General features: G+C 64.6%; 28 protein-coding genes. 23 read left to right on the top strand and 5 right to left on the bottom strand.

Annotated elements, in window-relative coordinates:
- The 3 genes from rplP to rpsQ are packed head-to-tail and all read left to right on the top strand — an operon-like array spanning position 1 to position 955.
- On the top strand, positions 1-417 hold the full coding sequence (gene rplP / locus B4393_RS04515; RefSeq protein ID WP_005055656.1) for a 50S ribosomal protein L16: 417 nt from the start codon (positions 1-3) through the stop codon (positions 415-417).
- Entirely contained in the window at positions 417-653 is a 237-nt protein-coding gene (gene rpmC, locus B4393_RS04510) for a 50S ribosomal protein L29 (protein WP_070938521.1), read from the top strand. Before rplP ends, rpmC begins: the two co-directional genes overlap by 1 nt.
- Positions 650-955, top strand: a complete 306-nt coding sequence (gene rpsQ, locus B4393_RS04505; protein ID WP_005077598.1) for a 30S ribosomal protein S17 — start codon at positions 650-652, stop codon at positions 953-955. Before rpmC ends, rpsQ begins: the two co-directional genes overlap by 4 nt.
- Positions 956-1,112: 157 nt before the next feature.
- Here rpsQ and B4393_RS04500 read toward each other — a convergent pair whose 3' ends face one another.
- Positions 1,113-1,964 (bottom strand): alpha/beta fold hydrolase, encoded by an 852-nt coding sequence (locus B4393_RS04500; RefSeq protein ID WP_078333121.1) that lies wholly within the window; start codon positions 1,962-1,964, stop codon positions 1,113-1,115.
- Positions 1,965-2,136: 172 nt separating this feature from the next.
- Here B4393_RS04500 and B4393_RS04495 point away from each other — a divergent pair, with 172 nt between their 5' ends.
- From B4393_RS04495 to rplO, 16 genes are all read left to right on the top strand, one after another.
- Positions 2,137-3,144: a cutinase family protein gene (locus B4393_RS04495; protein ID WP_078333120.1), complete on the top strand. Its 1,008-nt coding sequence runs from the start codon at positions 2,137-2,139 to the stop codon at positions 3,142-3,144.
- 6 nt (positions 3,145-3,150) lie between these two features.
- On the top strand, positions 3,151-4,494 hold the full coding sequence (locus tag B4393_RS04490; protein WP_078333119.1) for an MFS transporter: 1,344 nt from the start codon (positions 3,151-3,153) through the stop codon (positions 4,492-4,494).
- Between the two features lie 268 nt (positions 4,495-4,762).
- On the top strand, positions 4,763-5,131 hold the full coding sequence (rplN, locus tag B4393_RS04485) for a 50S ribosomal protein L14 (protein ID WP_043076457.1): 369 nt from the start codon (positions 4,763-4,765) through the stop codon (positions 5,129-5,131).
- Complete coding sequence (rplX, locus tag B4393_RS04480; protein WP_043076458.1) at positions 5,132-5,449, top strand: 50S ribosomal protein L24; 318 nt, start codon at positions 5,132-5,134, stop codon at positions 5,447-5,449.
- Positions 5,449-6,039 carry a 50S ribosomal protein L5 gene (gene rplE, locus B4393_RS04475; RefSeq protein ID WP_043076459.1) on the top strand — a complete coding sequence of 197 codons (591 nt, stop codon included), beginning with the start codon at positions 5,449-5,451 and terminating at the stop codon, positions 6,037-6,039. The genes rplX and rplE overlap by 1 nt, the downstream gene beginning before the upstream one ends.
- The gene (locus B4393_RS04470) at positions 6,040-6,225 is read left to right on the top strand and encodes a type Z 30S ribosomal protein S14 (RefSeq protein ID WP_043076460.1); all 186 of its coding nucleotides are present in this window, start codon (positions 6,040-6,042) and stop codon (positions 6,223-6,225) included.
- A gap of 116 nt (positions 6,226-6,341) precedes the next feature.
- Complete coding sequence (locus B4393_RS04465; RefSeq protein ID WP_078333333.1) at positions 6,342-7,856, top strand: carboxylesterase/lipase family protein; 1,515 nt, start codon at positions 6,342-6,344, stop codon at positions 7,854-7,856.
- A 1,086-nt stretch (positions 7,857-8,942) separates the two neighbouring features.
- Positions 8,943-9,470, top strand: coding sequence for a hypothetical protein (locus B4393_RS04455; protein WP_078333332.1), 528 nt, complete (start codon positions 8,943-8,945; stop codon positions 9,468-9,470).
- Positions 9,471-9,526: 56 nt separating this feature from the next.
- On the top strand, positions 9,527-10,879 hold the full coding sequence (gene gdhA / locus B4393_RS04450) for an NADP-specific glutamate dehydrogenase (protein ID WP_078333117.1): 1,353 nt from the start codon (positions 9,527-9,529) through the stop codon (positions 10,877-10,879).
- Between the two features lie 56 nt (positions 10,880-10,935).
- The gene (locus B4393_RS04445; RefSeq protein WP_078333331.1) at positions 10,936-11,427 is read left to right on the top strand and encodes an MBOE_33420 family protein; all 492 of its coding nucleotides are present in this window, start codon (positions 10,936-10,938) and stop codon (positions 11,425-11,427) included.
- 278 nt (positions 11,428-11,705) lie between these two features.
- The gene (rpsH, locus tag B4393_RS04440; protein ID WP_030096712.1) at positions 11,706-12,104 is read left to right on the top strand and encodes a 30S ribosomal protein S8; all 399 of its coding nucleotides are present in this window, start codon (positions 11,706-11,708) and stop codon (positions 12,102-12,104) included.
- Between the two features lie 15 nt (positions 12,105-12,119).
- Positions 12,120-12,659, top strand: coding sequence for a 50S ribosomal protein L6 (gene rplF, locus B4393_RS04435; RefSeq protein WP_070938528.1), 540 nt, complete (start codon positions 12,120-12,122; stop codon positions 12,657-12,659).
- 2 nt (positions 12,660-12,661) lie between these two features.
- Positions 12,662-13,069 (top strand): 50S ribosomal protein L18, encoded by a 408-nt coding sequence (rplR, locus tag B4393_RS04430; protein ID WP_030096714.1) that lies wholly within the window; start codon positions 12,662-12,664, stop codon positions 13,067-13,069.
- Between the two features lie 37 nt (positions 13,070-13,106).
- Positions 13,107-13,772, top strand: coding sequence for a 30S ribosomal protein S5 (gene rpsE / locus B4393_RS04425; RefSeq protein ID WP_070938529.1), 666 nt, complete (start codon positions 13,107-13,109; stop codon positions 13,770-13,772).
- A complete protein-coding gene (gene rpmD / locus B4393_RS04420; RefSeq protein WP_070938530.1) occupies positions 13,765-13,947 on the top strand; it encodes a 50S ribosomal protein L30 in 183 nt (60 codons plus the stop codon). Before rpsE ends, rpmD begins: the two co-directional genes overlap by 8 nt.
- Positions 13,948-13,950: 3 nt before the next feature.
- Positions 13,951-14,391, top strand: coding sequence for a 50S ribosomal protein L15 (rplO, locus tag B4393_RS04415; protein ID WP_078333116.1), 441 nt, complete (start codon positions 13,951-13,953; stop codon positions 14,389-14,391).
- A 114-nt stretch (positions 14,392-14,505) separates the two neighbouring features.
- Here the strand turns inward: rplO and B4393_RS04410 are convergent, their stop codons facing one another.
- The 3 genes from B4393_RS04410 to B4393_RS04400 are packed head-to-tail and all read right to left on the bottom strand — an operon-like array spanning position 14,506 to position 17,846.
- Positions 14,506-15,432 (bottom strand): LLM class flavin-dependent oxidoreductase, encoded by a 927-nt coding sequence (locus tag B4393_RS04410; RefSeq protein WP_078333115.1) that lies wholly within the window; start codon positions 15,430-15,432, stop codon positions 14,506-14,508.
- Between the two features lie 19 nt (positions 15,433-15,451).
- A complete protein-coding gene (locus B4393_RS04405) occupies positions 15,452-16,255 on the bottom strand; it encodes a hypothetical protein (RefSeq protein ID WP_078333330.1) in 804 nt (267 codons plus the stop codon).
- 7 nt (positions 16,256-16,262) lie between these two features.
- The gene (locus tag B4393_RS04400; RefSeq protein ID WP_078333114.1) at positions 16,263-17,846 is read right to left on the bottom strand and encodes a sensor domain-containing protein; all 1,584 of its coding nucleotides are present in this window, start codon (positions 17,844-17,846) and stop codon (positions 16,263-16,265) included.
- 105 nt (positions 17,847-17,951) lie between these two features.
- On the opposite strand from B4393_RS04400, the gene sppA reads away from it, so the two are divergent.
- Positions 17,952-19,703 carry a signal peptide peptidase SppA gene (gene sppA, locus B4393_RS04395; RefSeq protein WP_078333113.1) on the top strand — a complete coding sequence of 584 codons (1,752 nt, stop codon included), beginning with the start codon at positions 17,952-17,954 and terminating at the stop codon, positions 19,701-19,703.
- Between the two features lie 82 nt (positions 19,704-19,785).
- Positions 19,786-20,925, top strand: a complete 1,140-nt coding sequence (locus B4393_RS04390; RefSeq protein ID WP_078333112.1) for an AI-2E family transporter — start codon at positions 19,786-19,788, stop codon at positions 20,923-20,925.
- Here the strand turns inward: B4393_RS04390 and B4393_RS04385 are convergent.
- Entirely contained in the window at positions 20,922-21,839 is a 918-nt protein-coding gene (locus B4393_RS04385; RefSeq protein ID WP_078333111.1) for a class I SAM-dependent methyltransferase, read from the bottom strand. The genes B4393_RS04390 and B4393_RS04385 overlap by 4 nt on opposite strands.
- A 219-nt stretch (positions 21,840-22,058) precedes the next feature.
- Between B4393_RS04385 and B4393_RS04380 the strand changes: the two genes are divergently transcribed.
- Together B4393_RS04380 and B4393_RS04375 are read left to right on the top strand one after the other, a co-directional pair.
- A complete protein-coding gene (locus B4393_RS04380; protein WP_413816132.1) occupies positions 22,059-22,874 on the top strand; it encodes a hypothetical protein in 816 nt (271 codons plus the stop codon).
- On the top strand, positions 22,871-24,145 hold the full coding sequence (locus tag B4393_RS04375; protein WP_078333110.1) for an HAD family hydrolase: 1,275 nt from the start codon (positions 22,871-22,873) through the stop codon (positions 24,143-24,145). The genes B4393_RS04380 and B4393_RS04375 overlap by 4 nt, the downstream gene beginning before the upstream one ends.
- Positions 24,146-24,192 lie beyond the last annotated feature (47 nt).

The raw sequence follows: 24,192 nt of genomic DNA, 5'->3' as shown, positions 1-24,192 counted from the left end.
ATGCTGATTCCCCGTAAGGTCAAGCACCGCAAGCAGCATCACCCGAAGAAGAAGGGCACCGCCTCGGGCGGTACCACCGTCGCTTTCGGTGACTACGGCATTCAGGCGCTGGGCCACGCGTACATCACGAACCGGCAGATCGAGTCCGCTCGTATCGCCATCAACCGGCACATCAAGCGTGGCGGCAAGGTCTGGATCAACATCTTCCCGGACCGCCCGCTGACCAAGAAGCCTGCCGAAACCCGCATGGGTTCCGGTAAGGGTTCGCCGGAATGGTGGGTTGCGAACGTCAAGCCCGGTCGTGTGCTGTTCGAGTTGAGCTACCCGAACGAAGAGACCGCGCGCCAGGCGTTGACGCGCGCGATCCACAAGCTGCCGATCAAGGCGCGCATCATCACACGAGAGGAGCAGTTCTGATGGCAGTGGGAATTTCCGCTGGCGAACTGCGGGAAAGCACCGAGGAAGAGCTGATCACCAAGCTGCGTGAGTCCAAGGAAGAGCTGTTCAACCTGCGCTTCCAGATGGCCACCGGTCAGCTCGCCAACAACCGTCGGCTGCGTGCGGTGCGCCAGGAGATCGCGCGCATCTACACGGTGATGCGTGAGCGCGAGCTCGGATTGGCCGCAGGACCCGATAGCGAGGACAGCAAGTGAGCGACACCAAGAAGGCCGCAGGCCCCAAGCACACCCCGGCCACCGAGCAGCCGCGTGGGCGTCGTAAGACCGCCATCGGCTATGTCGTTTCGGACAAGATGCAGAAGACCATCGTGGTCGAGCTCGAGTCCCGCAACCGGCACTCGCTGTACGGCAAGATCATCCGCACCACGTCGAAGGTCAAGGCCCACGACGAGAACGGTGACGCCGGTGTCGGCGACCGCGTCTCGCTGATGGAGACCCGCCCGACGTCGGCCACCAAGCGGTGGCGCCTGGTCGAGGTTCTCGAGAAGGCCAAGTAAAGGCGACGTCCTGCACGTCACGTAATACGCACAGAGCGCGCCGTTCCCGAAAGGGGCGGCGCGCTTTTGCATTTGGGGGGATGTACGTCCTGGGGCGAGTGCCTACCGCACGCAGGCGATGCCGGTAATCGGTCTGCGTGCGGTAGGCACTCGATGATTAGCGTCGCAGGAAGTCGACGACCGTCTGCTCGAAGGCCTGTTTGGCCTCGATCATCACCCAGTGACCACTGTTCGGGAAGACGTGCAGCTCGGCATTTGGGATGAGTCGCATCGGCACGATGGCCATATCCGGCGGGCTGACCCGGTCGTCGCGACCCCAGGTGAGCAGCGTGGGGCACTTGACCTTGTGCATCATCGCCCAGTACGGCGCGATGTCGGCGTTCGCGAGGAACTGCTGCTGCATCGCAAAGGCTTTGGAGCCGTACATCAGCTGCGCGGTCTTGTGCGCGTCCGGATTGATCGCGGCTTCCCATCGTTCCTCGATGAGCTCGTCGGTGACGACGGCGGGATTCCACACCATGGAGTTGAGCCAGCGGATGAGCTTGTCGCGATCGGGGTTGTCGGTGAACTCTTGCAGCAGGCGCAGTCCCTCGCTGGGGCTCGGGCTGAAGATGTTCGGTCCGACGCCGCCGATGGTGACGAGCTTGGTGATGCGGTCCGGGTGTTTGATCGCCAGGTTGATCCCGACAACACCCCCCATCGAGTTACCGACGATGGCGGCGGAGGAGATGCCGAGGCCGTCCATGAAGCGGATCACCGAAGCGCCGGCGGTCAACACCGGGTGTCCCTGCACCGCGTCGCTGACGCCGAAGCCCGGGAACTCCAGGACGTAGGTGTGGAAGTACTTGGCGAAGACCGCCAGGTTCCCGCGATAGTTGCGCCAACCGGTCACACCGGGACCGGAGCCGTGCAGCAGGATCAGCGGCTCGCCCTCGCCGGCTTCGTGGTAGCGCAGAGTCCCCTCATCGGTGGCCAGTTCTCTCTTGGTGCCTTCGTATGTCACGTCCACTCGACAAGAGTAGAACGTGTTTCAGTTTCAGATGACGCCGGTGTCCACTGAGTGGGTAGGAACCGAGTAGGCGGGGGCAGGCAGATTAGGCCGGAGTAAGGGCCCGGTAAGAGTCGTTTCCGGATCACTTCAAGACTGTGAATGTGCAGGCATCGCTGTCTACGCTGGACGAATGAACCGATACGTCACACGTGGATCGGTCGGGGTTTCGATTTTCGCGGTATCTGCGGCGGTCGCCGCGGTACTTGCCACTCAAACGGAGAACTCCGCAATCGCCAAGGCCGCGGGGTGTCCGGATGTGGATGTGTCATTCGCGCGCGGGACCAACGATTCGCCGGGGTTGGGCGATGTGGGAAAGGCATTCACCGACGAGCTGACCGACCGGCTTTCCGGCAGATCCGTCGATATCTATGCCGTCAATTACCCCGCCAGTTTTGATTGGGTGCGTGCCGGCGACGGCGCCAACGACATGAGTTCCCACGTCCAGGAAGTGGCCCGAAACTGCCCGAACACGCAGTTCGTCCTGGGCGGGTTTTCCCAGGGTGCGGCCGTCGTCGACGTGCTGTTCGGTAAGAACGGGACGGGCCTTACCTTCAACAATCCGCTCCCGGCGGACCTCGAAAAACGTGTCGCGGCAATCGTATTGATCGGAAACCCGAAGAACTGGCAGGTCGCCGGCATGAACCTCGACCTGTCGATCAGGGACGACCAGCGCAGCAAGATCATCGACATCTGCAATCCCGGTGACGGCATCTGCGACCCGAACGGTGGTGGCCTGGGTCCGCACATGCAGTACAAATCGGACGGATCAGCCGATAAGGCCGCCGACTTCGTCGTCAACCGGCTGACCGCCGTCGCCGCCAGTAGTCGTGCGGCGGCCGCCTCCAGCAGCAGTTCCACGAGCGCTTCGGGAACCCCGACCTCGACGTCCAAGAGCGCCAGCCCGCTGAGCGGAACGACGACGACGGCCACGCCCGTACCGTCACCGACCTCATCGCCGGCGCCGTCCTCCACGCCCAAGCCGGTGGCGGCTTCGACCTCCCGACGGGTGCCCGCGTGGATGCTGCCGACCACCGACGGCCCCGCGGCAGATGTTCCTGCCGCGGTGATCAGCACTGTCCCTGCCCCCGACCCGGCCCGGCACGGCCCGCCGCCGGGCCCGGGATCTGGTGGTCAGTAACTCTGCATGGCCGTTTCTGCTGCTGACACACCAACCCCCTCGGATCGGGCGCAGACTCGTCGCGCGATCTGGAACACCATCAGAGGATCGTCCGGCAACCTCGTCGAGTGGTACGACGTCTACGTCTACACCGTTTTCGCGATGTACTTCGAGAAGCAATTCTTTGACGAGACCGATGAGAACTCGACGGTCTACGTGTATGCGATCTTCGCGGTCACCTTCATCACCCGGCCGTTGGGATCCTGGTTTTTCGGCCGGTTCGCCGACCGGCATGGCCGCCGTGCCGCACTGATTGTGAGCGTTGCGCTGATGGCGGCCTGCTCGATGGTCATCGCCCTGGTGCCATCGCGCACCAGCATCGGGATGGCTGCCCCGATCGTGTTGATCCTGTGCAGGCTGGTGCAGGGCTTCGCGACGGGAGGTGAGTACGGGACCTCGGCGACGTATATGTCGGAGGCGGCCACGCGTGAGCGACGCGGATTCTTCTCGTCCTTCCAGTACGTGACCCTGGTGGGCGGCCATGTGCTCGCCCAATTCACCTTGCTGATCATCCTGACGGTCTTCGACAATGAGCAGGTTCATGAATTCGGTTGGCGCATAGCCTTTGCCGTTGGCGGCGTGGCCGCGATCGTCGTGTACTGGCTGCGGCGCACCATGGACGAGTCGCTCAGTGAGGAACAGCTGGCCGCCATCAAGGCGGGCGAGGACACCGGCGCCGGATCGATCCGCGAACTGCTCACCGGGTACTGGAAACCACTGCTGCTGTGCTTCCTCATCACGATGGGCGGCACCCTGGCCTTCTACACCTACAGCGTTAACGCACCCGCAATGGTCAAGACCGCCTACAAGGACCACGCGATGGCGGCCACCTGGATCAACTTGGCGGGTCTCATTTTCCTGATGCTGCTGCAGCCCGTCGGCGGCATCATCAGCGACAAGGTCGGGCGCAAGCCGCTGCTGCTGTGGTTTGGCTTCGGCGGAATCATCTACACGTACTTCCTCATCACCTACCTGCCTCAGACGCATTCACCGATCGCCTCGTTTCTTCTGGTCGCCGTCTCCTACGTGATCTTGACCGGCTACACCTCGATCAACGCGCTGGTTAAATCCGAACTGTTCCCATCGCGTGTGCGCGCACTGGGGGTCGGGGTGGGATACGCGCTGGCGAACTCGGTGTTCGGCGGTACCGCGCCGCTGATCTATCAGGCGCTCAAGGAACGCGGTCAGGTTCCGCTGTTCATCGCGTACGTGACGGTGTGCATCGCGATCTCGCTGCTGGTCTACCTGGTATTCCTCAAGAACAAGTCGGACACCTACCTGGATCGCGAGCAGGGCTCGGCCTTTTCCTGACGCCGACACGCCCGCTCGTGGCGGACGCATGCGATACGAAACCGCCGGGAATTGGCGTGTCGACCCCAGGGAAGCGGCGATTTGGGTTTCACCTGCAGGTTCGCCTACACTAGAGCGGTTGTCTTGTGGGTGCTTGGCGCCCCGGGACAGGTAGGCATTCCCATCAGGTGAAAACCCGGGGATGACGCGTGCCCTGGAGACAACATGACCGCGTGCGTCGGGTCGGTATCCGCCGCACATCCAAATCCAGGTCAATGAGGAGAGACCAGTGATTCAGCAGGAGTCACGGCTGAAGGTCGCCGATAACACCGGTGCCAAGGAAATCTTGTGCATCCGCGTGCTCGGTGGCTCGTCGCGACGCTATGCGGGAATCGGGGACATCATTGTGGCGACCGTCAAGGACGCCGTCCCCGGAGGCACCGTCAAGCGTGGAGACGTTGTGAAAGCCGTCGTAGTCCGTACCGTCAAAGAGCGTCGCCGCCCGGATGGCAGCTACATCAAGTTCGATGAGAACGCCGCCGTCATCATCAAGGCCGACAACGACCCCCGTGGCACCCGTATCTTCGGGCCCGTCGGTCGCGAGCTGCGCGACAAGAAGTTCATGAAGATCGTTTCGCTCGCCCCGGAGGTGCTGTAAATGAAGGTGCACAAGGGCGACACCGTTCTCGTCATCGCCGGTAAGGACAAGGGCGCCAAGGGCAAGGTCATCGCGGCCTACCCCGAGCGCAACCGGGTCCTCGTCGAGGGCGTCAACCGGATCAAGAAGCACACCCCCCAGTCGGCAAATGAGCGCGGCGCATCCTCCGGCGGCATCGTTACGCAGGAGGCCGCCATCCACGTCTCGAACGTGATGGTGATCGACTCCGACGGCAAGCCGACCCGCATTGGCTACCGCATCGACGAAGAGACCGGCAAGAAGGTCCGTATCTCCCGCCGCAACGGGAAGGACATCTGATGACCACCACCGAGAACACCGTGAATACGCCTCCGCGTCTGAAGACGCGCTACCGCGAAGAGATCAAGACCGCGCTGAACGACGAGTTCAACTACGCCAACGTGATGCAGATCCCGGGCGTTGTGAAGGTCATCGTCAACATGGGTGTCGGCGACGCGGCACGTGACGCCAAGCTCATCAACGGCGCCGTCGCCGACCTGGCCCTGATTACCGGCCAGAAGCCGGAGATCCGCAAGGCCCGCAAGTCCATCGCGCAGTTCAAGCTGCGTGAGGGCATGCCGATCGGAGCGCGCGTCACACTGCGCGGCGACCGCATGTGGGAGTTCCTGGACCGCCTCGTGTCCATCGCGCTGCCGCGTATCAGGGACTTCCGTGGCCTGTCGCCCAAGCAGTTCGACGGCAAGGGCAACTACACCTTCGGTCTCACCGAGCAGTCGATGTTCCACGAGATCGACGTGGACTCCATTGACCGCCCGCGGGGCATGGACATCACCGTCGTCACCTCGGCGACCACCGACGACGAGGGGCGGGCGCTGCTGCGGCAACTCGGTTTCCCCTTCAAAGAACTTGAGCAGGGAGCGAAGAAGTAGATGGCGAAGACTGCGCTGGTCAATAAGGCCAACAAGAAGCCTAAGTTCGCGGTGCGCGCGTACACCCGGTGCAACCGGTGTGGACGTCCGCACGCGGTGTTCCGCAAGTTCGGCCTGTGCCGAATCTGCCTGCGGGAGATGGCACACGCGGGCGAGCTGCCGGGCATCCGCAAGAGCAGCTGGTAAGTCACTGAGCAATAGGCCGGGACGGCATCCGTCCCGGCCTATTGTCGTCTCCGCCGTCTTGGAGTCTGTTGGGCCCCACGGCCATTACGCTTGCGCCCGTGCCCGATAAGCGTGACGTGACGCGGCTGCTGATGGCGGTACTGGTTGTCCTGGCAGCCGTGTCGTGCAGCCCCACCACGGCTGCCGATCCCGCGATCGTCAACACCCGTGCGGGTGCGGTCCGTGGACATGTCGACGACGAGGTTCGTGTTTTCTCCGCCATCCCCTACGCGGCACCGCCGGTGGGCCCGCGACGATTCACCGAGCCGGGTCCCGTTTCGCCGTGGTCGGAGACCCGTGATGCCACCGGCCCGGGGGTCGAATGTCCACAACCGGGACACGAGAGCGATCTGCCGCAGAACGAGGACTGCCTGCTTCTCACGGTGACCATGCCCCGGCACACCGAGGGGAAGGTGCCGGTGCTGGTGTGGATACATGGCGGTGCCTTCGTAGCCGGCAATGGCGTCGGCTACGACACGCGAAAGCTGGCCGCTGCAGGCGGAATTGCGGTCGTCACGTTCAACTATCGGTTGGGGACGTTGGGATTCTTGGCCGCCCGGGGCCTCTCCGACGTGATCGGGAACTACGGACTGTTGGACCAGGAAGCCGCGCTGCGCTGGGTGCAGGACAACATCGCCGAATTCGGGGGCGATCCCGCGCAGGTGACCATCGCCGGCCAATCGGCTGGCGGGGTGTCGGTATGCGACTTGATGGCCTCGCCCAAGGCTGCCGGATTGTTTCGGTCCGCCATTATGCAGAGCGCTCCATGCCAGGCGCAGGCAGCCGTCGCCACTGCCATCCGCGATAGCACGGCCTACGCGGCTGAGGTGGGTTGCCCCGCGGGGCCCGACACCGCCAGTTGCTTGCGCGCGCTATCGATTGACGTCCTGCGGGATTCACCGCAATTCACCGGAATAGGTCTGCCGATGAGCCCGGTGACGGGAACACCGGAGCTTCCGAGACTGCCCTTGAACGCCTTCGTGAGTGGCGCCGCGCCTCCCATCCCCGTGCTCATGGGCAGTAATGCCAACGAGGCCACGGTGTTTGAGGCGCAGCAGTACCAGAACGGGTCGGTACCCCGCACCGCCGCGGAATACCAGAGTGCGCTCGAAAGCAAGTACGCGGACCGGTCGGCCGAGTTGGGGCGGCGATATCCGCTCTCGGCGTTCGGCGGAAATGTGCTGGCCGCGCTTGCGGCCATCGATACCGACAACAGCTACGCGTGCCCAACCTTCGCGATGGCGGAGGCGTTGGCGAGACAGGCATCGGTGTATGCCTACGAATTCGCCGACCCGGTCGCGCCGGTAGAACCGCGGTATCGGGACGCGCCGTTGCCACTGGGTGCCTCGCACGGTTCGGAACTGGGATATTTGTTCGACATGTCCAGGCCCATGAACCAGGAATCCGCAGTCCTGTCCGCACAGATGATCATGTACTGGACGCAGTTCGTGAAGACCGGGAATCCCAACGTCGAGGGCCAACCCGAATGGCCCAGATATGTACCCGGCGGAGCATTCCTGCGGTTGGCGCCACCCGCACCCCGGCCCGAGGAGGGATTCACCGGCAGCCACCAGTGCGGCTACTGGCGATAACCACTGGACGAGATCAACCTGGGAACGTCCGGCAAGACCCAATCGGCGATTGAGCGCCAGGGGATATTCACGATCGCCGGCGGTGCCGTGCTCCTTGATTCGGCGTCGACATGTGGCGCCACCCAGATAGCCACGACGGCGATCCGCGATGTGCGTGCAGAATGCGCGGCGCACGTGGACGGCGAGAGAGGTTGCATGGGCAACGTGCTCGATGAGGAAAAGAACCGACTGAACTGCCTATCGCCCCATGGTGGAGAAGTGGACTCGCGGTCAGTGGTGCGGTCGGTGACGCGAACGCCGGACAGTTCGCCGATGCGCTGATCCTGGTAGCCCTACAGCAAAACCGAACGACGATTCTCCCGGGCGATGCTGCCTGCCCATTCGTCGAGCTGGTCCTCGCTGTTCCGTCGCCCGATGGTGGTGGGTTCGTGGAGCGTTTCGCGCGCACCCAGGTCTGGATGTCGTCATCGCGGCAGAGCCGGACAGCGCGCCACCGCCGGCCGGCTCCGAGTGTCCACCGCCGATCGGGGTGCGGTGGTAGGTCCGCATGGGCTATGCCGGACCAATGTGGGCCCGGGCGGGTGTCGCGCGCCGGTTGGCGCATCAGCGTGGGCGAATCTCAGCGGCCATAGCCGGAATTCACGTGTCTCATCGCTGAGCGCGTACGCCCATGAGCCCGTTGGACGCGCCTGAGCAGGGCGTGTCACCGCCCCGGCGCGACGGCGTCGATGATGCGAGGCAGCAACCTTCAAGGCTGTGCCAGCCGGTTCTGGGGCGAGCGGGCGTGTACCCACACTGATGGGCGAGGATGCGGCTGCATACTTTGCTAAATGTTCAGCAACTTGATCGCATCGCGCGGTCGGGAAAGTTCTTGGGCCGTTGTCTGTGCTGGAGTTGTCGGCCATCTCGTGTGCATTGCACAACAGATGGCTGAGTTAGCGGCAGTCGCGCCGCTGGTATACCGTGATGAGGCCGCATTGCTGATAGTCCGGCAGTGGCTCGACAAACTCGCTGATCTGGAGGGTTAGGCAGCGAGAGGCGTCGAAGGATTCATGTCTGAGCAAATTATGACGAATGGACACACCGATGCAGGTCTCGCAGGGTCGACGAGAAATCACCAAGGCGCGGTTGCGCTCAACCGGCGTGGCGGCGCTCGCAGCGCTTGCCCTAGTGGCGCTTCCCGGTGTGGCCAGTGCCGATCCCGATGTGCTGCAGTCCACCGATCAGCTGGGCCTGCGTTTCGAAAAGACCAGCACACCCCAGCCTGAAGGTGCGACCACCACCATCACGGTGCGCACCGCCGACGGCAAGGTTGTGCAGACGATCTCCGAGCCGTTCAAGGGTTGGCTCGGCAACGCCGATGTCGAATTGCTCGATATCGATCAGGACGGCCGTGACGATCTGCTGGTTCAGGTCGACGCACGCGTCAAGGATGGGAAATGGGCTGTCTGGCACGGGGTGGGGTCCAACCCCAAGCTGTCACGTGTCGGAGTGGTCGATGGGCATCCCGAGAGCGCCGGACCAGGCTTGATCAGGACGCAGACCGAACAGGGCACATTCTTCTACACCATCAAGGGCAACGCGCTGGCCACCGCGCCGGCACCGCCTGCCTAATGACGGGTCTGATGCCGCCTCGTTAGCCAAATGTGCTGTGGTGCACTCTATTAGGTATGCCAGAGGCTTTGCATCCCGTCTTCCAGCCACGTTTTGAGACCGTCCTCGCACGTAACCCGGGGGAGGCGGAATTTCATCAGGCCGTCCTGGAGGTGATGGCCAGTCTGACTCCTCTGGTTGGCAGGACGCCCGACTACGACCGCTGGTCGATCTTGGAACGGATCTGTGAACCAGAGCGGCAGATCATCTTTCGTGTCCCGTGGATCAAGGACGACGGCGCCGTCGAGATCAATCGTGGTTACCGGGTGGAGTTCAACTCCGCGCTGGGGCCGTACAAGGGCGGTCTGCGCTTCCATCCGAGCGTGAGCCTGTCGATCGTGAAGTTCCTCGGCTTCGAGCAGATGTTCAAGAACGCGCTCACCGGACTCCCGATCGGCGGCGGCAAGGGCGGATCCGACTTTGACCCCAAGGGCCGTTCGGACGCCGAGATCATGCGCTTCTGTCAGTCCTTCATGACCGAGCTGTACCGGCACATCGGCGAGTACACCGACGTGCCCGCCGGCGATATCGGCGTGGGGCAGCGCGAGATCGGGTATCTCTTCGGGCAGTACAAGCGCATCACCAATCGCTACGAATCCGGGGTGTTGACGGGTAAGGGCTTGCCATGGGGCGGATCCCAGGTACGTACCGAAGCCACCGGATACGGTGTCGTGCTCTTCGCCCAGGAGATGCTCGCGACGCGCGCGCAGTCGCTGGACGGGAAGACAGTCGTGGTCTCCGGCGCGGGCAACGTCGCAATCTATGCGGTGGAGAAGGCGCAGCAGCTGGGCGCGACCGTCATCGCCTGTTCGGACAGCGACGGCTACATCGTCGACGAACGCGGTCTGAATCTCGAACTCCTCAAGGAGATCAAGGAGGTTCGCAGGGGCCGACTTTCGGAGTATGTCGAGGAGCACGGCGGGGGAGCGCGTCAGGTCACCGACGGGAGCCTCTGGGACGTGCCGTGCCAGGTCGCGTTGCCGTGCGCCACGCAGAACGAACTCGACGGCAAGGATGCCCGCAAGCTCATCGAAAACGGTGTGCAACTCGTCGCCGAGGGTGCCAACATGCCGTGCACCCCCGAAGCGGTGAAGTACTTCCAGGACGCGGGCGTGCTCTATGCGCCGGGCAAGGCGTCGAATGCCGGCGGGGTGGCGACCAGCGCGCTGGAAATGCAACAGAACGCGAGCCGCGACTCGTGGTCTTTCGAGCAGACCGAGACCCGGCTGCGGTCGATCATGCGGTCCATCCACACCACTTGTGTCGAAACCGCCGACCACTACGGGGACCCCGGAAACTACGTGACCGGCGCCAACCTCGCCGGATACACCCGGGTGGCCGATGCGATGGTCGCCCTCGGCGTCATCTGAGGATCGTGTTCGATCGTTCGGTTCCGGGCGCGCATCGGCTGTGTTATCAGTGGCATATGCGCAGGTGCGGCGCGTTGGTGCTGACGGCGATCGCGGCTTTGGCCGGTGCCGCGGTGGCGCGTGCCGACCGGGCTGAGCCGGTGCCGCTATATGGCACCTACGACACCTATCTGGATCATGCGCGGCAGACATTCGAGGGCAGGCCGGACCCTTCGGCCCCGTCGACGCAGGCGGCACGCTTCACCACCGTGTGTACCGCGCAGGGATGCGTCGCCCATTGGCTGCGGCTGGCTGATCTGACCGACAATCCCAGCGCGCCGGCACTGTTCGATTACCGGTGGAACAGTGATCGGTGGGAATCGTCCGCGAGCTATCCGTTCCATTGCGGCGGTGGCGGCACGGTGCCCGCGGCCAGGTCAGACTTCCTGATCCCGAACGGCGATGGCAGCTTTTCCGGGGAGCGGACTTTCACGGTGGAAGCGCCGGGATGCCCGGGCGATGGTCCGGGTACTTACTGGTTGCCCTTCACCTTGACGCCGACGAGTTGAGGCGTCTTCGTCGCCGATTTGGTCGGTAGGTCCAGGTCACCTACACTTGGTCGGTTGCCTGGGCTGTGTCTCGCCCATGGCCGGTCGGTATGTGCTTTCAGGTTCTCATTTCGGGTTCCACGGAGAGCACTACCGATGTACGACCCCTGACCGAACCCGGTCAGATACGGAAGATCACTTCGCAGTAGGCCCACCATGGGATGTACCAGGCCCTTTACGGGAACCAGTACGAGCGTGCTGTATGGGAACCGCGGCGAGAAAGGTTGATGGACTCTGTCATGACTATGACCGATCCGATCGCAGACTTTCTGACACGTCTGCGCAATGCCAACTCGGCATACCACGATGAGGTGACCCTGCCGCACTCGAAGATCAAGGCCAACATCGCCGAGATCCTCAAGCGCGAGGGCTACATCACCGATTACCGCACCGAGGACGCCCGCGTGGGTAAGAGCCTGGTTGTCTCGCTCAAGTACGGCCCCAGCCGTGAGCGCAGCATCGCCGGTTTGCGCCGCGTGTCGAAGCCCGGTCTGCGTGTGTACGCAAAATCCACCAATCTGCCCAAGGTTCTCGGTGGCCTCGGCGTGGCGATCATCTCCACGTCTACAGGCTTGCTCACCGACCGCCAGGCAGCCCGTCAGGGCGTGGGCGGCGAAGTCCTCGCGTACGTCTGGTAGGGGAGGACAACAAACATGTCGCGTATTGGAAAGCAGCCAGTGCTGGTTCCCGCCGGAGTGGACGTCAACATCGACGGCCAGAACGTCTCCGTGAAGGGTTCCAAGGGCACTCTCGAACTGACAGTGAGCGAGCCGATCTCGGTGTCGCGCAACGACGATGGCGCCATTGTGGTGAGCCGTCCCGATGACGAGCGGCGCAGCCGCTCGCTGCACGGACTGTCTCGCACCCTGATCGCCAACCTGGTGACCGGTGTGACCCAGGGTTACACCACCAAGATGGAAATCTTCGGCGTGGGTTACCGCGTCGTCGCCAAGGGATCGAACCTGGAGTTCGCGCTCGGTTACAGCCACCCGGTGCTGATCGAAGCGCCCGAGGGCATCACGTTCGCGGTCGAGACCCCCACCAAGTTCTCGGTCAGCGGAATCGACAAGCAGAAGGTCGGCCAGATCTCGGCCAACATCCGCCGCCTGCGTCGCCCCGACCCGTACAAGGGCAAGGGCATTCGCTACGAGGGTGAGCAGATCCGCCGCAAGGTCGGAAAGACAGGTAAGTGACCATGGCTCAAACGAAGACAGAAGCGAAGCAGCACGAGCCCGTCGGCAAGAGCGTCTCGGAGGTGCGTCGCACCTCGCGTCTGCGCCGCCACGCCCGTCTGCGCAAGAAGGTGTCCGGTACGGACGCACGGCCGCGTCTGGTCGTCAACCGTTCGGCCCGCCACATCCACGTGCAGCTGGTCAACGATCTCACCGGCACCACCCTGGCGGCGGCCTCGTCCATCGAGCCCGATGTGCAGGCAGTGGACGGCGACAAGAAGGCACGCAGTGCTCGGGTCGGTCAGCTGATCGCCGAGCGTGCGAAGGCTGCCGGCGTGGACACCGTGGTGTTCGACCGCGGTGGCTACACCTACGGTGGCCGGATTGCCGCACTTGCCGACGCCGCCCGCGAGAACGGGCTGGTGTTCTGATGTTCGGACTTGCTCGGATTTTCCAAGAAGGGACAGCATGATGGCGCAGCGCAATTCGGGCGCTCCCGACAATGCAGGCGGCTCCAACGACGGTCGCGAGGGCGGCCGTGGACGCCGTGACAACCGCGACGACCGTCGTGGTGGGCGTGACAACGCCGAGAAGAGCAACTACCTGGAGCGCGTTGTCACCATCAACCGCGTCTCCAAGGTCGTCAAGGGTGGTCGCCGGTTCAGCTTCACCGCGCTGGTGATCGTCGGTGACGGCAACGGCCTGGTGGGCGTCGGCTACGGCAAGGCCAAGGAAGTTCCGGCCGCCATCGCCAAGGGTGTGGACGAGGCTCGCAAGAACTTCTTCCGCGTTCCGCTTATCGGTGGCACCATCGTCCACCCGGTTCAGGGCGAGGATTCCGCCGGTGTCGTCATGCTGCGTCCGGCCTCGGCCGGTACCGGTGTGATCGCCGGTGGCGCTGCTCGCGCGGTGCTGGAATGTGCCGGCGTGCACGACATCCTGGCCAAGTCGCTGGGCAGCGACAACGCCATCAACGTGGTCCACGCAACCGTCGCGGCGCTCAAGCAGCTGCAGCGTCCCGAAGAGGTTGCGGCCCGCCGCGGTCTGCCCATCGAAGATGTGGCACCCGCCGGCATGCTCCGGGCCCGTGCAGAGTTCGCAGCTGCGGCAGCACAGGGAGGCAGCCATGGCTGATCTGAAGATCACCCAGGTGCGCAGCACCATCGGATCCCGGTGGAAGCAGCGCGAATCGTTGAAGACACTGGGCCTGCGCAAGATTCGCCAGACCGTTGTCCGTGAGGACAACGCGCAGACCCGCGGCCTGCTCCAGGTGGTTCGCCACCTGGTCACCGTCGAGGATGTGAAGTAAGCAATGACCATCAAATTGCATCACCTACGCCCGGCCCCGGGCTCCAAGACCGAGCGCACCCGCGTCGGTCGTGGTGAGGGGTCCAAGGGTAAGACCGCGGGTCGCGGTACCAAGGGCACCAAGGCACGTAAGAACGTGCCGGTGACCTTCGAGGGTGGGCAGATGCCCATCCACATGCGGCTTCCGAAGCTCAAGGGCTTCAAGAACCGCTTCCGCACGGAGTACCAGGTGGTGAACGTGGCCGACATCGAGCGGCTGTTCCCCGAAGGTGGCGACGTGACCATTGACGCCCTGATCGCCAAGGGCGCGGTGCGCAAGAACGAGCTGGTCAAGGTGCTCGGCAACGGAGACCTCAAGGTCAAGGTGTCGGTCACGGCCAACAAGTTCAGCGACTCGGCCCGCGAGAAGATCACTGCCGCAGGCGGATCGATCAACGAGGTCTAGTTCTCGCTTTTCGGAAAGGGCGTCCACCTACGGGTGGGCGCCCTTTCTGTTTCGCCGAGCGTGAAGCCATGGCGACCACTCGGGCGTTTTCCCGCCGTATCTTCACCCTCGGCGTCAGGTCAGCTGTGGGATGACCTCGGTAGCGAGGCGTTCCATCTGTTCACGGTCGGCAGCCACGTCGTCGCCGACGGGATTGAGCAAGATCATCTCCGCGCCGGCCTCGGCCACCGCGCGCAGACCCGCCGCCACCTCGCCCGGCGGACCCCAGACCGGCACCGCATCGATGCCCTTCATCTCGCCGTAGATCCGGTGCAGCCCCGCCTGGACGCGCTTGTGGGCGCGATCGCGGTCATCGTCGATCATCAGGTACACGCGCTTGCCGATGGTGTATCCGGCCGGGTCCTTGCCCTGGATCCCTAACTCGCGGTGGATGATCGTGACCGCCTCGGCGAAGGCGGCGGTCGTGGAGGACCCGGCGCCGAGGAACGCATCGCCATGGCGCACCGCACGGGCCAGCGCGGCCGGTGCGTGCCCGCCGAACCAGATGGGCGGATGTGGGCGTTGGACGGGCTTGGGCTGGATCGCGAGGTCGTCCACGTCGCGGAAGCGCCCATGAAAGGTGATGCGCTCGTCGTCCGACCATGCCAGCTTCATCAGATCGAGTCCCTCGGTAAAGCTCGCGATGAAGGTCTGCTTGTCCACGCCGAACGCCGCGAAATTGCGGAAGCCGCCGCCCGGGGCGACGCCGATATCCAAACGCCCGTGGCTGAGGCGGTCGACTGCGGTGACGGCAGAGGCCAGCTGGAGCGGATCATGCTGTGAGGCAACGAGTACCGCGACTCCCAGACGAAGGTGCGTGGTGCATGCCGCCGCGTAGGCAAGCAGCTCCAGTGGCGCGATGATCGGCGAAGAGCCAATGGTCTGTTCCAGCGTCCAGCCGCCGACGAAGCCAAGCTCCTCGGCCCGTCTCACGTAGGCGCGGACGCCGTCGGCGTCGAAGCTGCCGGTGTCGAACTGAGGGATGGAGATCGAGAACCGCATCTCACCACGGTACGTGCGGCTAGCGTTTTCGGTAGACGTCGGCGACCCAGGATTGCTTACAGAATCGGTCCTGTGCGGTGGGCGGATCGATGCCCGCGTCGGTGAGCGCCTGGTTGCGCGCGGCTGCGCGGCCCGGCGGGTTGTCGTCGTAGTTGAAGGAGCACAGCGTGTTCCCGTTGGTGTACCAGGTGCGGGCGGGATCGGGCGGATCCGGCCAGTCCGCGGCCTGCACGAACAGCGAGCCGAGCTCCACCGCCTTGTCCTTGACGAACCGGTAGATGGAAACCCGCCCCGATCCCGCGCCGGTGCTGGCGTACAACGCGGTGAAGCGCTCATCGGTTATCCGGAAGTCCGGGTAGCCGAACACCTGGCCCGCGGACACGAACTTCCCCGAATCCTTCTGGGCCCGCCAGATATCGAGCGTGTCACCACCCGATCCAACGTCGCTGACGACGATCAGTTCGTCGCGACCGTCTCGGTCGAGGTCGGCCAGCAGGGGTGGGGTTCGTTCCGGTTTGTCGACCGGGACGGCAAAGGTCTGGTTGAGCGTTCCATCGGGCTGGTACACCTTGATCGTGACCGGCGGGGTGCCCAATGCCTCGAACTTTAGCTTCGCCGAATCATTCGATCGCAGTGCACAATCCAGCGTCGGATCGGGATCGGGTTCGATGGCCTGTGGCTTGATCGAGGAACATGAGGGCAGCGCGTCGAGGCGACTGGGTGTGGCGCTGGTCGATGTACCGGCGCGATGGATACCGCCGTGCGTACATGCGGTCAGGGCTATCGTGGTCGCGAAAATCGCTGCAAAATAAGGTCTTTTCATGGGTTTATCACCGCGCACCCTGCCGGTACAACGCGGCGACCCACGGCTGCAGGCAGAAATGCTCCTCGGCGGTCGCCGGGTCGACGCCCGCCGCGCGCAACGCATCCATGCGCGCCCCCAGTGCACCCGCCGGGTCATCGGACACGTTCATGGCGCACTTGACGTTCGCGTTGAGGCGCCACTTCGGATCGAGCGGCTTGTTGTCGACTCGCCTTTCGGTGTCCAGCAACGCCAGTACCGACAGCTTGTTGTCCACGAACCGGAACAGTGCCGCCACACCGGCGTCATTGCCGTTGCGCGAGAACAGCCCGATGAAACGATCGGAGGTCATCCAAAACCGCGGAACGCCGAAAATCGTTCCGGTCATGTCGAATTGATCGGAGTTGGGCCGCGCCCGCCATACGTCCATGAGGTCGCCGGCTGGGTTGCCGGTTGCCGTGACGACCAGTAGCTCTTCGCGCTTGTCTTGGTCCAGATCCTGCAAGAAGGGAAGGCGCTGGTGGAAAATCGGATTGGGTACGCGAATGGTTTGCAGCTGTGCGCCACTGCCGTTGAATACACGAATGGTGCCGGCCGGGGTCCCGGTCACTTCGAAAACCACGCCACTGCCGTCCGAGGTGCGGATGGTGCAGTCCAGCGCCGGATCCGGTTGCGCATTCCCGGGTCGGGGCGCGATGGTGTCGCAGGTGGGAAGTCCGGCCAACCGTGCGGCGTTCTGGTCGGGAGGCGGCGGTGCATGCTTGGCGTTGGCGATAGTGGCGGCCATCAGCTGGTCCAGTAGGCCGGCGTCTGCCTGGTCGGTGCCTTCCACCTCGAACACGACCCCGCGCACCCTGGCGAGCAATACGCGCCGTCCCTGAACTCCCGATGGCTGCTTGTCGGCGGAGGTGTCATCCAGGTCGGCACTCGCGCTCGTATAGACGTAGGTCTGCGTGCCGTCGACGGTCGGCCCCGGGGCAAAGGTGTCGGTGAGGTGCCGATTGCGCACGTCCGGCTTCGCGAAGGTGGGAAATGCCTGGTCGTACTGGCCGCATTTCTTGATCCAGTCGGTGGTCAACGCGAACACGTCGGCGTTTTCGCGTTCCCGGTTCACCGTGACGATGATGTGGTTACCGGCGGGGTCCGACTCGTGGTAGGTGGAGGCCGCGTAGTAGAGGTTCCAGTCCGAACCGTCTGGCGTTCTGGAGAACGACTTGGCGAAGGGGGCGTAAAGGCACTCGGGCGGACGGGTCTCGCCGTCGGTTTGGCCATGCATGCCCAGCCCGGACCCGTCCTCGGAGGCGATGTCAGGCGGACGCGTCCCCCCTTGAGGAGGGAAGTCGGCGGCCACCGGCAGCAGACCGGCGAGTTCGGCGTTACTTCGCCCGCCCAGATCTGAGCTATTGGGATGGAACTTGCCCCGATACTCCGCAGGCAGTCCGGGATAGCTGCGGGTAGGAGCCGCAGCCGTCGACGCCGTCGATTGCGATGGTGTCAGGTCGCGCGTTCCGGATGTATTCAGACATCCGGACACCCCCGGCGCCACAGCCAGCGCGAATAGCGCGGCCACGCGGACCGCCTTCCGGACCGTGGTCTTCTGTGCACGTGTCATCGTTGCCCCTCCGCCAGCGAATGGTTTCGACCCTACGCGCCGGGTGGTAGCGGAGCGCGGATTTGTGGTCGGCGAGATTGCCCACTTCGTCGGTACGCTCAAGGCATGCTTGCTTTCACCACGCCCGCGGACGTCCGCGACCTGCTGGCCAAGGTTGACACCGCACGTCACCGGGGAGTGCCGCGGGACTGCATCCTGGAACTCGACCTGCTCGAGGTGCCACCGGAATCGGTCAACTTCGACCCGCTGGGCCTCGTGCTCTCGGGTGCGAGCAGGCCACTGTCGCTGAGGCACACCATCACCGCCATCCACCGCGCCATCGACGATCCGCGGGTGGCCGGGCTCATCGCCCGGGTACAGATCCCGGCAGCCTCGGCCGGAGCGGTACAGGAGCTCCGGGCCGCGATCGAGGCGTTCAGCGCCGTCAAACCGAGCCTTGCGTGGTCCGAGACCTACCCGAGCACGCTTGCCTACTACCTGGCGTCCGCATTCGGCGAGGTGTGGATGCAGCCCTCCGGAACCGTGGGTCTCATCGGGTTCGCGGCCAACGGGACCTTCCTGCGTGGTGCCCTCGACAAGGCCGGGGTCCGGGCAGAGTTCCTCACACGTGGCCAATACAAGTCGGCGGCAAACCTTTTCACCGAAGACGGCTATACCGATGCGCAGCGGGAAGCCGACGGGCGGTTGCTCGAGAGTCTGTCGGAACAGGTTCGTGACGGCGTGGCCGCGTCACGCAAGCTCGACCCCGCCGACGTGAGCGCGCTGGCCGACCGCGCACCGCTGCGCCGCACCGATGCGGTGGCCGGTGGGTTGGTGGACCGTATCGGTTATCGCGACGAGGCCTACGCCCGCATCGGTGAGCTCACCGGTGTGCAGGAGGACAAAGAGCCCCCGCTGCTGTACCTGGCGCGCTACGCACGGGCTGCCAAGCCGCAGGTGCCCGGTCTGCCGTCGCTGCCGGGGCGTACCGCGCGACCGTCCATCGGCGTGGTCACCCTGGCGGGTCCGATCGTGAGCGGGCGCAGCGGACCACGGCTCGTTCCGCCGGGACCGGCCAGCGGGGGTGATGTGATCGCCGACGCGCTACGCGATGCGGTCGCCGACGATTCGGTGGCCGCCATCGTGCTGCGCGTGGACAGCCCGGGTGGTTCGGTCAACGGTTCGGAAACCATTTGGCGAGAAGTTGTCCGGGCGCGCGAGGCGGGTAAACCCGTCGTGGTGTCCATGGGCGCGGTGGCCGGATCGGGCGGCTATTACGTCGCCATGTCCGCGGACGCGATCATCGCCAATCCGGGCACGGTCACCGGGTCGATCGGTGTACTGACCGGAAAGTTCATCACCCGGGGGCTCAAGGAGAAGCTCGGTGTGGGGGTGGACACCTTGCGCACCAACGCCAACGCCGACGCGTGGTCGAGCAACGAGCCGTTCACCGACGAGCAACGTGATCTCGTCGAGGCCGAGATCGACATGCATTACGACGATTTCGTGCAGCGGGTCGCCGACGGTCGCAACCTCACCGTCGATGCCGTGAAAGCGGTTGCACAGGGCCGGATCTGGTCTGGCAAGGATGCGTTGGAGCATGGCCTGGTCGATGCTCTCGGCGGCTTCCGAGAGGCGGTGGCCAAGGCCAAGGAACTCGCGGATATCGACGCCGACGAGGATGTCCGGATCGCGAACTTCCCCAGCTCGCCGTTGGCGTCGCTGCTGCGGCAGCGGTCGTCCTCGCAGCCCGCCGCCGCGGCCGTCACCGACGCGGTGCTGGGGCGGGTCGCGCAGCTGGCGCTGGAAACGGTGCAGCGTGCGCAGCGGTCCATTGGCAGCGCTCAGGCGATGATGTTGGGCGACTACCGCTTCTAGCCGCTCCGGCGCGAGCGCATTTCGCGGCGCCGGTGGCCGCACCGGCTAACGTGTCGTGTGCAGCAGGCGGAAGGGGCGTGGCGTGAACACCGAGCTGACCGTGTTTCAGAGGCGGGTGCTCGCGGTTCTCACCGGCGTGGGCATCGCCTTCGGCGTCTACTTCCTGCGCGGCTACTTCATCCTGATCGTGGTCGCCGCGGTGGCCGCGTACCTGTTCAGCCCGCTATACCGGCGATTGGGCCGGCGGTTCGGATCGGGTGTCTCGGCCACACTGACCCTGCTGTGCGCTTTGGGTGCGGTGGTGATTCCGGTCGGTGCGCTGGTTTACGTTGCGTCGGTTCAGATCACCCGCATGGTCGACGGTGTCTCCAACTGGGTGGGGGACACCGATATGACCGCACTCGGTCAGAAGGCGTTCGCGGTGGTCAACAATGTGCTGGCGCGGATCCCGTTCGTACACGTCCAGTTGACGCCGGACACGTTGCGGCAGTCGATCGCATCGTTGACGGAGAACGTGGGGCACGGGCTGGTGCAGGTGCTGCAGAGCACTGTCGGCAGCGTCGCGGCGGGGGTGGCGGCATGCATCATCTTCCTGTACGTGTTCGTCTCACTCCTGGTCAAACAGGACAAGGTGCTCACCCTGTTGCGTCAGCTCAATCCGCTCGGGGAGGAGATCACCGATCTCTACCTCGACAAGATCGGCGCGATGGTGCGTGGAACAGTCAAGGGGCAGTTTGTCATTGCGCTGGCGCAGGGCGTTGCGGGCGCCGCGTCCATCTATGTCGCCGGCTTCCGGCAGGGCTTCTTCTTTTTCGCGATACTGCTGACCGCGTTATCGATCATCCCGCTCGGGGGCGGCATCGTGACGATTCCGTTCGGCATCGGCATGATTCTCTTCGGTCATCCGGTCGGCGGACTGTTCGTCATCGCCTGGCACCTGCTGGTCGTCTCCAACATCGACAACGTGCTGCGCCCCTTCCTCGTACCCCGCGGAGCGCGCCTGGATCCGGCGCTGATGCTGTTGGCGGTCTTCTCGGGGATCGCGGCCTTCGGATTCTGGGGAATCATGTTGGGCCCGGTGTTGATGATCGTCATCGTCACCACGATCGACATGTATCTCGCCGTCTACAAAGGGGTCCCGTTCGAAAACACGGACACCGACGAGCCCGAGACGCCGAACCGGCCTTGGTGGAAGCGGCGGCGCTCGGGCATGACCGGCTAGCCGAGAGTGGCGTCGACGTACACGATATTGGGAAATATGGTGCGCAACAACGGGTTCGGGGGTTCCAGGTTCAGCCGGGTGTAGAGTGCGTCATTCTCCTCGGTAACCACCGTCCAGTCGTGTTCGGCCAGCCAGTCGGCGGCCATCTGGCGTTCTTCGGTGTAGACGAGTGACTCCAGGTCCAAATCCAGTGTTTCTCCGGCGAATTGGCGGGTGAGCTCGCGCGCCTTAGAAAAGTCGGCGGTGTCCAATCCGGGAACTTGCTCGCAGACCAGGCGGCTGCCGGGGGCGCTCAGCTCGGTGATCGATGCGAACAGTCGGTCCTGCGCCTCCGGCGGCAGATAGATCAGCAGCCCCTCGGCGGACCACACCGTCGGCTGATTGGGATCGAAACCGGCCGCCTTCAGCGCGGCCGGCCAGTCCTCGCGCAGGTCGATCGCGACAGTCCGGCGTTCGGCACTCGGCGTGGCTCCCAAGTCGGCGAGGGTGTCGGTCTTGAACGCGATCACATCCGGCTGATCGAGCTCGTACACCGTGGTGCCGGCCGGCCACTTCAGGCGGTAGGCGCGGGTGTCGAGCCCCGACGCGAGGATCACCACCTGGCGCACGCCGGCGGCCGTCGATGACTCGAATGCTGTGTCGTAATACCAGGTGCGGCTTGCCATCCCGTTGGCCATACCGTCCGCGGTGATGCCCAGCTGCACCAGACCCGCCATCTGCTCGGGGTCGAAATCGCCCGACGCCAATTTGGTGAAGTACTCGATGCCGACGGCCCGCACCAGCGGCTCCGCATAGGGATCATTGATCAAGGGGTTGGGCACGTGGCTGGCCAGCGCGCGCTGCGCGGCCACCATCGTCGCCGTCGCCCCAACGCTCGAGGCCAGATCCCAGCTGTCGTCATCGGTCCGCGCCATTGCAGGCTCCTTCGTTGTAGCGGTCGCCAGTGCCTCGACCATAGTGCGCCGCCGTTCGCGATTGCGCACCCTCGGGTCTGTGGCCTGCGCAAATTCAGTTGTGCGCGACCCGGATCGAGGTGTTTGCTGTTTCAGCACAGTGGGCGGCCCAGATGTCAGGAGGTGAACGTGGCCGAAACAGCAGCGCGGTCGGGTACGGCCGCCACCGGAGACAGCGTGATGAAGCTGCACCGGCACTCCGTGGTGCTCGACGCGAGGCCGTATACCGTCATCACGCTGCGAGCCGACGCCGGTGTGCGATTCTCCACCAACCGTTTTCACGAGACCTGGCATGTGATCTCCGATGAGGCCGGCGCCAAGACGCTGGCGCGACTGCTGTGGGGCCTTGCGTATCAGCGACATCCCGGGACGCTGGTGCTGATCGACAGCCGTCATCTGGATCCCAATCCATTCGACGCGGAACCGGCGGACCCGGTGGTGCTGTTGCCATCGCACTCGACGGTGCTCACCAAGCAAGCCGCCAGGGCATTGCGTCGCCAGTCGTGGACCACGCCCGACGGGACCGTGCGCTGGCGCACCCACGGGCTCGATATTCGAACCGCCGAGTTTCGCCAGTGGCAGGAAACACCTTATGGCCAAAGGGAATACCCGTTCATACCCGAATCCACCGGCTGGGAGACCGTCGAACGCATCGGTGGACTACTGGTGTTGGCGGGCAGCCCACAAACCCTGCGGCAATGGGCCGTCTACGCCGAACTGATGCGCATCACGGCACCCTGGGACACGGACTACGAGTATCTCGCCGACCGGGAGGGTGAGATTCAGATCTTTCGGAACTACCACCGCGAGGTCGGTATCGCGCGGCAGGCACGGGCAGATATTCTCGGCGCGTCGCACTCCACCGACAGTCAGCTACTGCGGGAAGCGATTTGGGCACGGGCCGCGCAGATCCGCGGTCAACACATCGAAACTGCCGTCGAAGGCTCACTGGTGGGTCCCGAATCACGGACGCGCGGTGGTACTTTCGGGCGGTGAGGGCAACGGGTTGGCTTGTCGTCGTACTTTCCCTGCTGCTGGTCCCGGTGGCCCGGAACGCGAGCATCGCCGTCGCGCGGGCGGCGCCCGAATGCCGTCAGCTGGACCCGGCACTGCCCTGGTATGGCGACGTCAGGCAGCGATTGCAGGCCGCCATCGACGCCAACAGCACCTGTACCGGCACGTGGAAGCGCCCCACGAAAGCGGTCGCACTTTTCGACTGGGACAACACCGAAGTCAAGAACGACATCGCCGATGCCACCCTGGCCTGGATGCTGCGGCACGACAAGGTCCGCCAGCCGGCCGACTGGTACGACACCAGCCGTCACATCACCGAGGCCGCGGCCACGGCGCTGCGCACGGCGTGCGGTACCGCCACGCCAGCAGGCCAGCCGCTCCCGACATCGTCCAATGCCGCGTGCGCCGACGAGATCCTGGCCATCCGCGAAGGAAAGACCCACGACGAGCAGGAAGCGTTCACCGGATACAACCAGCGTTGGAGCAACGGCTCCTATGTGTGGACCGTCGCCCTGACCACCGGCTACACCGCCGGCGAGGTGGCCGAATTCGCGCAGGCCGCCAAGCACGAGAACCTCGCCGCTCCCGTCGGTACCAGCCAGACCATCGGCAGCACCATGGTGCCCGGCTACGTGCGCGTCTACCCGCAGATCAAGGACCTCATCGCCACCCTGCAGGCCCACGGCGTCAACACCTGGGTCATCTCGGCATCCTCGGAGGTCATCGCCAAGGTGTGGTCACCGGAAATCGGCATCCCGGCCAGCCAGGTCATCGGGGTGCGCAGCGTCTACGACGCCAACGGAAAGCAGACCCCGCACGTGCAGGGCTGCGGTGGACAGCCCGACGGCGCCGACACCGTCATCACCTACATCGATGGCAAACGGTGCTGGGCCAACCAGGTGGTCTTCGGTGTGCGCGGACCCGCCGCGTTCGAACCCTACGACGCGAACAAACGGCAGATTCTCGCCGCAGGGGACTCGACCACCGACGTAACTTTCGTCGAGGACGCCACCGCGGCGCACCTCGTCATCAACAGGAACAAGACCGAGCTCATGTGCCGGGCCTACGACAACGCCGATGGCAAATGGCTGATCAATCCGATGTTCATCGACCCGTATCCGCAGCACACGGACCCGTACCCGTGTGCGACCGACGGCAGGACGAACCCGGACGGCAGTACCGGCCCACTGCCAGGTTCCGGCGGTACCGTCGTCCCCGACCAGAAGGACACCGTCTTTTCCACGGGTATGTAGCGAACTGTTAGTCTCGTACGCGGCCCGGGCGTGCCCTGACGGCCGCC

This window comes from Mycobacteroides franklinii (genome assembly GCF_002013895.1).
Lineage (GTDB): Bacteria > Actinomycetota > Actinomycetes > Mycobacteriales > Mycobacteriaceae > Mycobacterium > Mycobacterium franklinii.
Note: the sequence above shows the minus strand (reverse complement) of the source record. Positions and strands in the feature narration are given on the sequence as shown.